Source organism: Paenibacillus sp. FW101-FHT12H11, from assembly GCF_058790355.1.
Window position 1 is genome coordinate 284,167 of record NZ_JBYTCO010000011.1, and the last position, 13,182, is coordinate 297,348.

11 protein-coding genes are annotated in these 13,182 nt (G+C 46.5%); 3 read left to right on the top strand and 8 right to left on the bottom strand.

The genetic code is table 11. The features are described from left to right. Positions 1–63: 63 nt before the first annotated feature. The gene (locus AC3WTJ_RS31305) at positions 64–2,718 is read right to left on the bottom strand and encodes a hybrid sensor histidine kinase/response regulator (protein WP_492525020.1); all 2,655 of its coding nucleotides are present in this window, start codon (positions 2,716–2,718) and stop codon (positions 64–66) included. A 177-nt stretch (positions 2,719–2,895) separates the two neighbouring features. After that, positions 2,896–3,387 carry a CcdC protein domain-containing protein gene (locus AC3WTJ_RS31310; protein WP_492525021.1) on the bottom strand — a complete coding sequence of 164 codons (492 nt, stop codon included), beginning with the start codon at positions 3,385–3,387 and terminating at the stop codon, positions 2,896–2,898. A 233-nt stretch (positions 3,388–3,620) separates the two neighbouring features. Here AC3WTJ_RS31310 and AC3WTJ_RS31315 point away from each other — a divergent pair, with 233 nt between their 5' ends. The 3 genes from AC3WTJ_RS31315 (at position 3,621) to AC3WTJ_RS31325 (ending at position 6,705) form a co-directional block, all read left to right on the top strand. Further along, a complete protein-coding gene (locus tag AC3WTJ_RS31315) occupies positions 3,621–4,889 on the top strand; it encodes an MDR family MFS transporter (protein WP_492525022.1) in 1,269 nt (422 codons plus the stop codon). A 336-nt stretch (positions 4,890–5,225) separates the two neighbouring features. Further along, on the top strand, positions 5,226–5,624 hold the full coding sequence (locus tag AC3WTJ_RS31320) for a CHRD domain-containing protein (protein WP_281282282.1): 399 nt from the start codon (positions 5,226–5,228) through the stop codon (positions 5,622–5,624). Positions 5,625–5,841: 217 nt separating this feature from the next. After that, positions 5,842–6,705: a DNA-primase RepB domain-containing protein gene (locus AC3WTJ_RS31325; protein ID WP_492525023.1), complete on the top strand. Its 864-nt coding sequence runs from the start codon at positions 5,842–5,844 to the stop codon at positions 6,703–6,705. A gap of 81 nt (positions 6,706–6,786) precedes the next feature. On the opposite strand, the gene AC3WTJ_RS31330 is transcribed toward AC3WTJ_RS31325, so the two are convergent. The 6 genes from AC3WTJ_RS31330 to AC3WTJ_RS31355 all read right to left on the bottom strand — a co-directional run bounded on the left by AC3WTJ_RS31330 (position 6,787) and on the right by AC3WTJ_RS31355 (position 13,179). Then, positions 6,787–7,320, bottom strand: a complete 534-nt coding sequence (locus AC3WTJ_RS31330; protein ID WP_492525024.1) for a DUF3231 family protein — start codon at positions 7,318–7,320, stop codon at positions 6,787–6,789. Positions 7,321–7,390: 70 nt separating this feature from the next. After that, the gene (locus AC3WTJ_RS31335; RefSeq protein ID WP_492525025.1) at positions 7,391–8,377 is read right to left on the bottom strand and encodes a hypothetical protein; all 987 of its coding nucleotides are present in this window, start codon (positions 8,375–8,377) and stop codon (positions 7,391–7,393) included. Positions 8,378–8,548: 171 nt separating this feature from the next. Next, positions 8,549–9,562 (bottom strand): ABC transporter substrate-binding protein, encoded by a 1,014-nt coding sequence (locus tag AC3WTJ_RS31340; RefSeq protein WP_492525026.1) that lies wholly within the window; start codon positions 9,560–9,562, stop codon positions 8,549–8,551. Between the two features lie 120 nt (positions 9,563–9,682). Then, the gene (locus tag AC3WTJ_RS31345) at positions 9,683–10,495 is read right to left on the bottom strand and encodes a helix-turn-helix transcriptional regulator (protein WP_492525027.1); all 813 of its coding nucleotides are present in this window, start codon (positions 10,493–10,495) and stop codon (positions 9,683–9,685) included. A gap of 31 nt (positions 10,496–10,526) precedes the next feature. Then, a complete protein-coding gene (locus tag AC3WTJ_RS31350; protein WP_492525028.1) occupies positions 10,527–12,269 on the bottom strand; it encodes an SWIM zinc finger family protein in 1,743 nt (580 codons plus the stop codon). Positions 12,270–12,429: 160 nt separating this feature from the next. Further along, entirely contained in the window at positions 12,430–13,179 is a 750-nt protein-coding gene (locus tag AC3WTJ_RS31355) for a hypothetical protein (RefSeq protein WP_492525029.1), read from the bottom strand. Between the last annotated feature and the right edge of the window lie 3 nt (positions 13,180–13,182).

Below are 13,182 nucleotides of genomic sequence, written 5' to 3' on the forward strand. Positions count from 1 at the left end.
GTTAGTACTTGCCTTTACATTATAGCAAAACGCCCTCCCCATGGCTTGCAACGCAGTACGTTTTTATTTCACATCCGGCCCGCCTGTCGTCTCAGACGATGCCGCGATCTGTTTATATCCCTTCACTCTCGAAGTCTGAATTAACCGCTGGAGCAAACCGAACAACTGAATGGGATCGAACGGTTTTGTAATATAGCCGCTCATACCGGCTTCGAGTACTTCCTCCTTCACGCCTTTCATCGCATCCGCCGTCATCGCAATAATCGGAATATCCTTGGCATGCTCCAACTGGCGAATCTGTTTGGTCGCCTCGTAACCGCCCATCACAGGCATTTGCAAATCCATCAAAATGGCATCATACCGTCTCAGCTTCGCGCGGGAGACAGCTTCCAGACCATTTTCAGCCACTTCGACTACCACGCCGACTTCTTTTAGCATTTCCGTAGCAACCAATTGATTGATTTCATTATCCTCCACGAGCAAAATGTTCGCATGCTGCAGCGCCTTGAAACGCTCCGACTTATCCGGATCAGGCCCTGTAACCTGCTTGGCCACAAAATGCTGCTGAAACAAACTGATAAGCTCGTTATACAATTGCGATTGGCTGATTGGGTAATACAACACCTTATCTATGGCTTGCGAACGAATGCGCGTTTGAAGCTCCGGCTCATGATACGCCGTAACCATCACAATGACCTGCATCGGCGAGGAGAATTCGAGCTGGATGCGTTCAGCAAGCGGAACGGCAACCGATTCCCTCAGCTTCCAATCTACGATCACCAAATCATAACGTCCATTGCGGTAAATTTGTTCAATTGCGCCATTCTCGGAATCTGCTGTGTTGACAATAAACTGGAATTGTTCGAGCTGATTTTTGAGAACAAGCTGCATATCCCCGTCATCACAAACGAGCAGCACGCGAAGCAATTTCAACTGTGAGTCTTGATTCATCGACGTGAGCCGCGATCCCGTACTATAACCAAAATCCGCAGTAAAGGAGAATGAACTGCCCTGCCCGGCTTGACTCTCTACACCTATCGCTCCGCCCATCAGCTCGACAAGATTTTTACTGATCACAAGACCAAGCCCTGTCCCGCCATACTTCCGGGTTGTCGACATATCTGCCTGTGTAAAATGGTGGAACAACTGCTCCTGTTGTTCTTCCGTAATCCCGATTCCGGTGTCGCGAACCGTAAATCCGAGAGTGACACCCCTTTCACTTTTGGACAAAAGGCAGATTTCAAAAGAAATTTCGCCCTTATCCGTGAACTTCACAGCATTATTCGACAGGTTAATTAAAATTTGATTCAAACGGAAAGGATCGCCGACAAGCATTTGCGGAACTTCATGATGAATGGAGAAATGCAGCTTTAACCCTTTGTCATACGCTTTCATTCCTATGAGATTCGAAATCTGGTTGAGTACATCATACAGGTCAAAATCGACTTGCTCGATGACCAGCTTCTTGGCCTCGATTTTCGAGAAATCCAGAACGTCATTGATGAGTGCAATCAAATTTTTGGCGGAAATAATCGTTTTATCCACATAGACTTGCTGCTGCTCTGAAAGCTCTGTTTGCTGGAGCAAATAACTTAGACCAATCACCGCATTGAGCGGCGTGCGAATTTCATGGCTCATATTTGCCAGAAACTCGCCTTTCGCGCGATTCGCCGACTCGGCCATTTCCTTCGCTTCCGCGAGCTCCGACGTGCGAGCCTCCACCAATTCCTCGAGGTGGCCTTTATATTGGTGAAGCGCCTTCTCTTGCTGCCTTAGTTCGGTAATATCATGACCGGTTCCCGTCACTTCCACGATCTCCCTGTTCCGATTAAAAATCGGCGAAATCGTGTAGTGCATACATTTATTATCACCGCAAGGCAGCAGGCTTTCCGCTTCAAACGACTTGGATTCCTTGGTGCTTAGCACTTCGTTAAGCGCTTGCTTCCATTGTTCGCGAGTCTTCTCAGATGCCATCATATTCAACATATTTTGCCCGAGTAAATCACGTTCGTTCGTTTTTAAGAAATGCGACATCTTGTTATTAGCCTGAGTAATCGTCCCGTCCAGGTCGCAGCAGTAGACGAGGTCAGGTGAGTTTTGCACCAGCGTCCGATACCGGCTCTCGCTCTCGCGCAGCTTGATCTCCGTTTCATAGCCTCTAATTTCATAAGCGATCAATGAGTAGTAAAGTGGGATGGCTACCGTATGAAAAATCACATAGCTTATTGCAAACTCTGTCAAAAAATAGTTCATCGTTTCCTGAGGGGCAAGCAGCGCCCAGCCTACTGTCTGCAAACTGATAACCAGCCCTAGCAGCCAACCGTGTCTCTCCATAAGCTTTCTACGTTTCACAGTCCATCGATGGACAACTATACTGATCAATGTCGTAGTCACAAGAGAACCTAGTGGAAAAAGCAAATCTCCGCCAAGCATGATGCGATAAGCGCCAACCATCAGAGTTGTAACGATTGCAGATAGTGGACCACCAAAAACAGCCGAAAATATAACGCTTACAAAGCGGACATCCATATGCAACCCATGCGCGACATGTAACGGCATTTGCATAATAAGCAGACCGAAGATTCCGAAAGCGATTCCAAAAATGAGCGACTGCGCTCTTTTGGAGCATTTTACATAATAGGGGTACAGCCATCTTAATAGAAAAACAAAAGTCACGATCAATGCACTGCATTGTGCAAAATAGAACAGAAATTTCATGTGACACCTCACCCCCATTTTACCTACTCACTGCGTGAAAAAATTGTCATTTCTTGTCTATTATATATTACAACATTCAGTTCGTATCTTCTACTGATATATCGTGAGAGCCTGCCCTTTTCGCCAAAATAAAAAAGCCCCAAGCTGCTAGCAGCCTAGGTACTTTTCTACCGTAATTTAGTTCACACTCGCTTTGCGATATTTCATGAAACTGCCAATTCGCCAAACTGAAATATATAAGTATGCCATTAACATCGTAAGAACGGTAAATTCCGTATAATCCAGCCCTTTGAAATACTGCGAAAGTGCGATACGAATGACCAGCACGGCAATGATGACATACTTGAAATTCTTGTTTGGCTTTGCGTACACATACCCGTCTTCCCGCTTCTCGTAGCCCGTATGATACAGCATAATACTGCCTAACCCGACGCCCAGCAGCATCGCACACAACATCTCCCAGATCACAGGTAAATGAAAAGGATGATCAGGGATCTTCGTTAACGAATAGATGGAAAAACCAAATAGAATAGGCAGTATGATGACGGGAATTAATATTCCCAGACCTTTATTTTTGATCGGACGTGTTTTGCCCCGGGTTCTGAGCCATATTACCAGTATGATAACCATTGCGCCAATGCCATACCCGATCCATGTTCCAGCATTCATGATAAAATTTCCTCCTGTTGCTGCTTTTTATATCAGTATACACGATCAATCACGAAATTCATTCAGACGCAGGTCATATTCCTTCTCGGTCTTCAGGCGGATACGTTCTCCCGGATCAAACCCTTCATTGTCGCCTCGCTAATCCGATTATCCGCATGTCCTTCCTTCGTTTTGTTTATGTAGCAAGAATGGTAGTATGTAAGTAAACACTATCAACTAGAGGTAACAGCCAGATGAGAATGAGAGATTGGGATATTAATTTAAAAATCCGCCTTGGCGGAGAGACTGCTTTTAACGTTATTTTTTGGACCTTTTTTCCGTTTCTATCGATCTATTTTGCGAACTCCTTCGGCAAAGGCTGGACGGGCGTCCTCCTGATTTTGTCACAAACGTTGTCCGTTTTCGCCAACTTAATGGGCGGTTACTGCGCTGACCGTTTCGGACGCAAACGGATGATGGTCCTCGCGGCATGCGGACAAGGCGTCGGATACGGCGTTTTCGCGCTTGCCGCTTCGCCTCTGCTCGCGATGCCCGTTCTTGGCTTCATCGGGTTCAGCTTCGCCAGCATGTCCGGTTCCATCTATTGGCCTGCCAGCCAAGCGATGGTCGCGGACGTTGTGAAAGAGGAGCACCGCTCCAGCGTCTTTGCCATCTTCTATACAGCCGCGAACGTGTCGGTCGTTGTCGGCCCGCTTCTCGGGTCTATCACTTACGATGATAATCCGTATATTGTGCTTTTCGCGGCTTCGGTGTTCTGTCTTCTCCTCTCTTTGACGATGAGCCGCACCTTATACGAAACGCTGCCGGAGAAACTTGCCGAGCGCAACCGCTCCACAACCGGTGAACCCTGGTATCGGTTCCTCGCCGCGCAGCTGCGCGACTACAAAATCATTGCAGCTGACCGTGTTTTCTTACTGTTCATCCTAGCCGGTGTGCTGCTGTCTCAAACCTTCATGCAGCTGGATTTACTGTTCCCCGTTTTTATGGAGGAAACCGTGAAGTTATCAACGATCTTCTCCTACGGAGACTGGAGTTTGCAATTATCCGGCAAGCAGTTATTCGGCCTGATTGTATCCGAGAACGGCTTGTTCGTAGCCCTCTTTACCGTCCTTGTAACCAAATGGATGCTCGCTTACCGTGACCGCTACGTATTCATCGGCGGTGCGCTTTTCTATGCACTTGGCATTGTGTTGTTCGGCCACATGTCCACCTTCTGGGGCTTCACCCTCGCGATTGCCGTATTCACACTGGCTGAGCTAATGTCCGCGGGCCCTCAGCAAGCTTTCGTCTCCCGGCTGGCTCCCGAGCATATGCGCGGCCAATATTTTGCCGCAGGCAGCTTGCGGTATACGCTTGGGCGCACCTTGGCGCCGCTGTCCATCCCGATCTCGTCGTGGATTGGCTTCACATGGACGTTCATTTTGCTTGCGGGCATAGCTGTGATTTCCGCAGTCCTGTACAACATCATGTTCAACTTGTATGACCGTCAGACGGCTGCTTAAATCGTACCCGCCAGGCAGTGAGTCCTTTTAACGGAACTGGAGTCCGCTATTTGAAGGAAATCGAGCACTTTCCTCCTCTAGCGGAACTGCAGGGCCTTATTTCTGCTTGAAGCCGTCATTTCAGGCAAAAACAGCGAAATAGAGGAACACAGTTCCCTCGACTTATCCAGAACTCCATTTCTCGCCAAAATAACGGACTATAGTTCCCCAAGCACCCCCTATCGCCCTATCGCACGATGAAATTCTTGTCATTTAGGCCTATCAACAAGCAAATCTCTCAATCTATGAATACATAGAAGTATTACTAGATAAGGAGAGTGAAGACCTATTCCAACCATATACAAAGCCTTTCTAAACGGTAAAAACGAAGTGCCCCCCGTACAAACTTTGTCAACCGGAGATGCCATATTCGAGTTGAACAGCAGCGGCAGCCAGTTAAGATTCGCCTTGATCATGCGAAATATGTCCCGCGCCACCCAAGCCCATATTCATCTTGCGCGACCAGGACGGGGCGGTCCCATTGCTGCATGCCTGTTTGGCCCCAACCAATTTGGCATTTCTGTCAGACGAGGCGCCATTCGCGGCATTTTAACGAATCAAGACTTAGTCGGTCCACTGCAAGGAAAGACGCTTAAAGACTTAATCACTGAATTCGAAAGCGGTAATGCCTACGTCAACGTGCACACCAACCGTAATTCGGAAGGTGAAATTCGCGGCCAAGTCAAACAGCCTTAAAGTTATGCTAGGATAAACGATTGCGTCGTCCTTTGGACGAGCGCGTTTGTCACTGAAAAGACACCCTCTCCGGGTGTCTTTCTTTTCATGAGCGAACATCCCTACTCCCCATGAAAATAGGTTCAAAAGTTTACACTTGGCTTATCCTTTCAGAATATGAATGTTTAGAATACCAATCACTTTGGTGTCGGAAACCTAGACAAAGGGATGTGGCCAGATGAAAAATAAACCCACGCAATACTCCACCCTGGTTCAACGCAGTTCCAGCCATATGCATCAATTCCTTCATAAAATTTGCCGTAAAGGAGACGAAAAACTTCATTTTATCTTAGTTCACGATGCTGAACGCTCAAAGCCAACTAACGCTAATTCTGCACACTCTTTGAATTCATCCAACGACAAACAAGCCATCCTGCTGCATAAACCCCTCTTGCTGTTGGAAAAACAAGTCCCTCACATCGAGCTGATCTCTAAAAATAACAAATCCATTCATTTGCTCAGTCAAAATGCCAAAGGCTACGCCGTATTCATGGAAATTAATCGCAGAGATGAAAAGAGCCGCGAAATCAAAGAAATCAGAGCACAGTTTATCGATGTCGATCTCAATAAAATATCCGAACAATTCCAAACCAAAGAACAATTAAAAGCACGAATCAAACAACTCAAATCTGACCCCTTAGAGCGGATCCAATCCATCACAATTAAAAAAGGGAAACAAGGGCAATACCTGCTTAGAGCTCATCGCGCTGAAGAGCAGGTTGCTCAATTGAAAAAAACCTTCCTCAAAAAGCACTGGTCGCAGATTAAAAATGCCATGATCGTCGAAACAAAAAACGGCTATCACATCTATTGGGTCATTCAAAACGGATCCATATCCAAATTCGTTCCTATTCAAAAGGCCCTAGCCAGCAAATTTGGTTCAGATCCGATGATTACAAACCTGTCGAGGGTCATGCGAATTCCTGGCTTTTATCATATGAAAAATCCGGATAAGCCTTACCTTGTCAGGGTCATTCATTCAGGAAGGAAGCAGCCTTTCACACAAGAGGAGCTTATCCAGACACTAATGTTAAGACCATAAGGATTGAAAAAAAGCACCCTACACAGGTGCTTCTTTCTTTATAAGCAGTGGCCGCGGTTTCTCTGACCGTTTCTGATCGTCTCATGCTCCCGGTCTAAAATACGGCGGGGTCTTCAACCACCCTTTTCGCATCAATAAATCCTTAAACGTTAACGAAAAGATCATCTTTTTCATCTGAAACTTGGCAAAAAGCGCGGCCACATCCGGCCGAACGGCCTCTGTCAATCCCCGGCAGCCATAATTGATTCCCAATACTAAATTAAAGCTGAGCAGACTTGCTATCTCCTCATCTGACAACTTCGACCCCACAGGAATATGTCGAAAATCGCCAACCGGCTTATCCGGCGACGCCTCTGGCATCGGGATACCTTCCTTTTTCAAAAATGCCGTTATCTCGTCGAGTATTGGCCGATGCACATCATTAATGACCTCTTGCAGCTTTTCTTTCAGTTCAGGATCCTCCGTAATATTAAAAGAGACCTGTTCCCCCCGCATCGTTTGATCGGTTGCCGTGAAATAAAACCACAGATTCATGACTTCTCCGACATTTAAAGGAGGCTTTTCGCCATCCAGAAACGGCTTTATCGCATCGCCGAATACCTCCATAATATTCATATTCCCAGCTCCTTTTGCTTATAGCGTACCCATTGGCATCTATTTTATAAGGGCGCTAACAGAAGTCCTCCTAGCTTCCAAGCTCCAGTATCAAACGCTTGAAAGTTGTATATGCGGGTTTCTCTGAATAATCGTCACGCAAAATGCCAAATTGATAGAAGATGTTCACGTTAGAACTGTCGGCATCCCGAAGTCCAAACAACTCATAATGCGTAATATGAAGCTCAGGATGAAGACGGTAGACGGTTTGGATGACCTTTTCGAGGACAATCGTTTGATGCTCATACGTTCTTTCGTTCTGTGTAAAAGGATTCTGTCCCGTCGGCCAACCATTTTCCGTAACGCGAATGGGAATCGACGCGGGTATTCCGGCCTTAACCAAACTGCTTTCCCTTAAATTGCGCAAAATGCGTTCTACAGAAGCCGCAATTTCATCCAAATGAAGCGGTTCCTCAAAGACATCGACATAGAAGTTATGTCCCACAAAATCAAGAGAATCCAAGAACAGCTTCCCTCCAAGCTCAGCGAGGCTTTCCCAGAAATGAGGAACTGCCATAGGCCCCTCCGGCACGGAACCGAAACCGATCTGTACCTGAAGGCTTTGGTCGCGCACTTCTTGTTTGGCTGCCTTTACCCCTTCCACAAGCGCTTGTATGGCGTAAGGCTTTGAACCTTCCATAAACGATAAATTCGGTTCGTTCGTAATTTGAAGAGAGGCCAGACGGGCACCATACTTCCTAATGATTTTGCGAATAAAATCGACCCATCTTGCCATATCGTTGTCAGACTCCTGCATACATCCGGCGGTCAGATCACCTAACAGTCCGAATTGAAGAAGTCGGTCCGCAAAGGAAAATAACGCTGGCTCCGATTCGGGCCCGGTATAAACGAGGTAGTTCCTCGGAAACAATTGCTTCGAACCTCGGAGCTCATTGAGTGCAACCTGAATTTTACCGTAATCATCCTTTGGTCCAACAGCTAATCCGGTCGGTGTGCCCGCTACACTTAGCGGATAAATCCCGAACGTTAAACCAGATGTCGTCATTGTGCTCATCATTCCTTTCTCATTCCACATTTCCAAGCAAACACAGTCGCTTATTAGTATGAACCGGCGGAATTGGAATATGTGGACGATCGCCACGATTACAACGTGTAAACGCAAAAAGGAGCCCTACACTGAATTTCAGTGACAAGCTCCTTGCATTTTTTCAAATCTACGACTTAGCGGTTACTTCAATGCCTTCACAATGGCGTTCGTCCCAAACATCCTGCTGATCGGACCAAATCCATAAGCAACTTCCCCGTCAATTTTATACACATGATTATCCTTCACAGCTTTCAGCGATTTCCAAACATCACTTTTCTCCCACTCGTCTGCAAGAGCAGGCAGAGATTTATCCCTGTAATTAAAGTAACCCAGGAAAATATAATCCGGATTGATCTGAACCAGTCCTTCAAGCGTAATCGCTGCACCTTCGCCTTTCGCTTGTTCCGGCGCTTTTAGACCCAGCGGCTCATAGTAATGACCGGCGTATTGGGTACCCTGCAGCCACATCGTTTTATCCCTCACCTGGAGATAGGCTACGTTACCTTGCACACCTTTCAGTTGGCCCTTCGCTTCCGTAACTGTACTGTTGAACTTGTCGATATTCTGCTTCGCAATATCTTCTTGTCCAAGGATTTCACCGAACTTCGTCATCACGCCCGGCCAGTCATTCCAAACATCCGTCTTCGTTTCATCAATGAAAATCGTCGGCGCAATCTTCGACAACTGGTCCGCAACCTTTTGATTCGTCTCCGTACCTGCGATGATGAGATCAGGACCATATTGCAGCAGTCTTTCCATATTCACATCCGTATTCTCACCGACAATCGTTACTTCCTTATGCTTATCCATGTAAGGCTTGTACAAGTCGATGCTGAGCAGGGACTGCTTCTCCGCAAATGGAAGCGCTATGCCGATGGATGGGATATCAAAACTCAATAGATCCTCCGTCAATCCCCAATGAACAAGCGCAACTTTTTCCGGTTTTTTCGCAATCGTCACTTGTTCGCCTTTGGCGCTTGTTATCGTTCTTGGAAAACTGGCACTCGCCGTCGATGTACTAGCTGCAGGTGTCGCGGACGGGCTAGGGCTGCTGCTCGCTGTGTGAGATCTGGAGCTGCTGGAACATGCGCTGGCTAGTAAAAGAAATAAGATCATCAAGCACGCTGTCAGCAGCGGCATATACTGTTTTTTCATCAGGAATCTTCCTCTCGTAAACCAAGTGAGTGATAACGATTATCATTATCGAACTAATATTACCACTCTGACCGACTCCCGCAAATGGAGATTTTCCCGATGTGCTGATGGATTTATTCCTCATTCACCCCTTTTCAGCGCGGTTGGTGACATGCCGTAATGCTTTTTGAACAGCCTGCTAAAATAATACGCATCCGGGTACCCCACATTTCGGGCAATGTCCCTCACAGCAAAAGGGGTCGTCACCAGAAGTTCATAAGCAACCTTCATGCGATATTCAATCAAATAATGAATAGGACCGATTCCTGTATATTTTTGAAACAGATGCGAAAAATATTTCCCCTTCATCCCATGCTGCTCCGCCAAACCCTCCAGCGTGATCGGCTCCATATAATGCTGCCGAATGTGCTCAATCGTCTGCTCCATCATCGAATGGCTCTCTCTATTTTGCAGGTAGCGCTCGTACGTCAATGTCTTATTCACTAGCTGGTAAAATAATGTTTTCTTCTCAAGCAGCTCAATTTGCCCCAGTTCAGTGGAGTACCGCCTCAATTGCTTCATCACCTGCAGTAGCCCAGCATCCATGTCGATATGAAGCAGATATACCTCTCTCACCAGATTAGCCTTGTCCTCATTAGGAGCCACCGGTAAAAAATGAACAAGAAAATATTCAAACTCCGCAGAGTTTACAGCAATTTCAAAGTGCCGGTTATACCCGCCGATAATGGCCTTCCCCGGACTCATCAGATAGCTTACCCCATCGTAGGCAAAATTGGCTTCACCCTTCAACGCGATGAGAACTCCGCCCTTCGTAGTCGGCTGCGCCTTGTGGCCTTGATACCTGCCATGCTGGAGATTTGTTTGAAATACACCGAATATGTCGATGGGCACCTGCAGAAAAAATCCGGCTAACGCATCGTATTGATTTCCCACACAGATCCCCCTTTCTTGGACATATCCTAACTTACACGATTTTTGAGGTTATCTTCCGTAACTCCTCACAAAACGCCGTCCTCCGTACATATCCGCTTAAAAACTGCCGATGCAGCGCTTCTGCATGGTCAGGTCCGCAGGCTTGTTTATATGTGACAAGCAACTTGGCCACACGCTTATATTGACTACGATTATTCGCATTACTCGCTTGTAGTTCGATATACCCGCGGAATAGTTGACGTACTTCATCCGGATAATGTTCCGCCAAATCGGCGTAATAATCCACAATTTCGTAAGGTCGCCCCTGTACATACTTAAGGAGACGGGCATGATCATTGGTATCCTGCATGATTCGAATGTACACGTTATTAAAATTATAATCTTTCTGTCCCAGTTGCTGCATAAGCCGATCATACACCTCTTGCCAGGACGCCTCCGAATAAAGCTGTTTTAGCTCAAGATAGTAAGTATAATCCCCATCAATCGTCAAATCGAAAGCCAGTTCTCTCATCTGTTCCGTGTAACTCGCAGCTGCACATGCCTCATAGCGCAGCATCTTCCATTTCGTCACAAGCCCTGGCAGACCTCGCTCCTGATCCGAATGCTCGCCTTGCTCTGCCAAGCGGATGGCATCTTCATAGCGTTGCGCATCTATCGCTTGCCGTATGGCCTCCTTGCGAAAGGAAGGCTTGTCCAATTGCGCGAGAAGGAAAGCCTCTTTCTCCGCCTCATCTAGCAACTTATAACGCAGTCTAGCGAGCGCCTCACGCTCATGATTGGCTGACCATTCGTAATGCGAGTGAACTGTGCGCAATTCGAGTTGCGTAATGGCCTGCTTCAGCGCCTCGCGCAATTCCTGTGTTTGCGACAAGTCCGCACAAGCGTCGAGCAACGAATGACGCCAATCGGACCACTCGTCGTAGCGCGATGCCATCGCTTCCGCAAGCAAAACACGGAAGATTTCCGCCTGTTTGTCCGGCCTCATGGCATCGAGATCAAAACGAGTGGCCGTCTCCAAGCTCTCCTCAATCAACCCTCCGATAGCTCCATCCGAATCATCCGCGGCCTGCAGCAGCTCAATCATTTCATGCACGACACAAAAACAGAAATGAATAGCAGACAGTGGGTCGTCATCTCGCCAATCATCAATTGCGCGCTCCAGCACAAGTTCACCACCACGAATGGCTTTGGAGACTTTCCCATAAGCGATAAACCCGTGACGATCTACATGCTTCTTGATGTGGCTGCGAATCAACTCATAACAAGTCGATAGTTCTGTCTTAACGTCACCACGCTCAAAGTGCAGCTGGACTTGCTTTGCAATATCCTGATCCTTCTGAATCATCAAGAGTATAAATTCAACCAGGTCTTCTTTGCTTTGCTCTGCCAAAATGGAGCTGATATCCCGTTTCACCTTTGTATCTTTACCGTCGTTTACAGCACTATCCTTGCTCTTATTGGAGAAAGTCGTCTCGACTTGACTCTCCTTTCCGTCAAACATATTTTCTTCCCACACAGCACGCAGTTCATAAAACACAGCAACCTGATGCTTACAAACTGGCCCCTCGAACGGGCATGTGCAATGATGAGAATGTATCTCGCCATCTTCCTTCAAGGCGATGATAACATTATAGTCATCACTTCCCTCAATAGTTGCTGCAAAGAGATTCTCATTAATTTCTTCTATAGTAGAAACAAGATCATCCATGTAATAATTGTAACCGCGGTTTATAATAACACTGCTTATTTGCTCTTCAAATGATAGAATATGCATCCGTGAATCATCCTCCTGGTAAACACAATTGCCGTTACAATCACTATATCAAACCACAAAAGTGTTTCCAATGCATATATCCGGGATCTGTTCCAGAGAAAAGCTCGATTTGTTCATCTTACTCCACTACCGCAAAATCAAAAATTTTTACGGGCTACTTTCATTGTTCCCTCCGGCCTAATTCGGTTAACATGTACATCGGATCCCTAGGCTCAGCCAGCTCAACCGCTTTAGATATATACAGCCGGAATTGGTCGAGATTCCTATCAAGAAACTCGCGAATGACAGTAATCACCTGCCATCCCTCATAGTTTAGGTTACGTACTTGTTTCTCGTATTCGGAATATTGCGAGTAGCTGCATCTTCTCTCTACGATTTCGTCTCCAACAAATTGGATGGCAATTTTCGTCAGGAATTCAGAGGGGTAGAGGTAGAGGCAGTAACGCGTTTTAGCTCGTTTTATAGGATAGCCCACTTTCAGATCGCTAAAATCAAAGTTCACAATCGGTCCCCACAGCTCCTGAAGAAAAATGCTTACCTCCTCACCGTATTTCTCCTCAGCCTTTTTATTAAGGCTTTTTGCCATCCATTTAGTAACATTCGGGTGAACAAAACGCTCTTCTTTTGACGGACGATCCACCCAAATGCTTTCCGGGTACTCGAATTTATAGCGAAGTGCTTCCTTGCCGCAGAAAACCAGCTCCCCTAATTGATTGAGAACGATAGAATCATTTGATATGCAATTTTTGTAATAAAATCGCTGATCTTCATTGCACATGAATGTCATATAAGCCATAATGTTGCGGGCCTCTTCCGGGTGCTCCCGGTCCAAATAATCACTCAGCGGAGCAAATGCCTGATTAAGCCATCTCTCCGTTACTTTTTGGGGTGAGCTAACTTGCGGATACACGAT

Bases quoted from the DNA above. Each gene is read 5' to 3' on its own strand.
- AC3WTJ_RS31305 (WP_492525020.1), bottom strand. From the start codon at position 2,718: ATGAAATTTCTGTTCTATTTTGCACAATGCAGTGCATTGATCGTGACT.
- AC3WTJ_RS31310 (WP_492525021.1), bottom strand. From the start codon at position 3,387: ATGAATGCTGGAACATGGATCGGGTATGGCATTGGCGCAATGGTTATC.
- AC3WTJ_RS31315 (WP_492525022.1), top strand. From the start codon at position 3,621: ATGAGAATGAGAGATTGGGATATTAATTTAAAAATCCGCCTTGGCGGA.
- AC3WTJ_RS31325 (WP_492525023.1), top strand. From the start codon at position 5,842: ATGAAAAATAAACCCACGCAATACTCCACCCTGGTTCAACGCAGTTCC.
- AC3WTJ_RS31330 (WP_492525024.1), bottom strand. From the start codon at position 7,320: ATGAATATTATGGAGGTATTCGGCGATGCGATAAAGCCGTTTCTGGAT.
- AC3WTJ_RS31335 (WP_492525025.1), bottom strand. From the start codon at position 8,377: ATGATGAGCACAATGACGACATCTGGTTTAACGTTCGGGATTTATCCG.
- AC3WTJ_RS31340 (WP_492525026.1), bottom strand. From the start codon at position 9,562: ATGAAAAAACAGTATATGCCGCTGCTGACAGCGTGCTTGATGATCTTA.
- AC3WTJ_RS31350 (WP_492525028.1), bottom strand. From the start codon at position 12,269: ATGCATATTCTATCATTTGAAGAGCAAATAAGCAGTGTTATTATAAAC.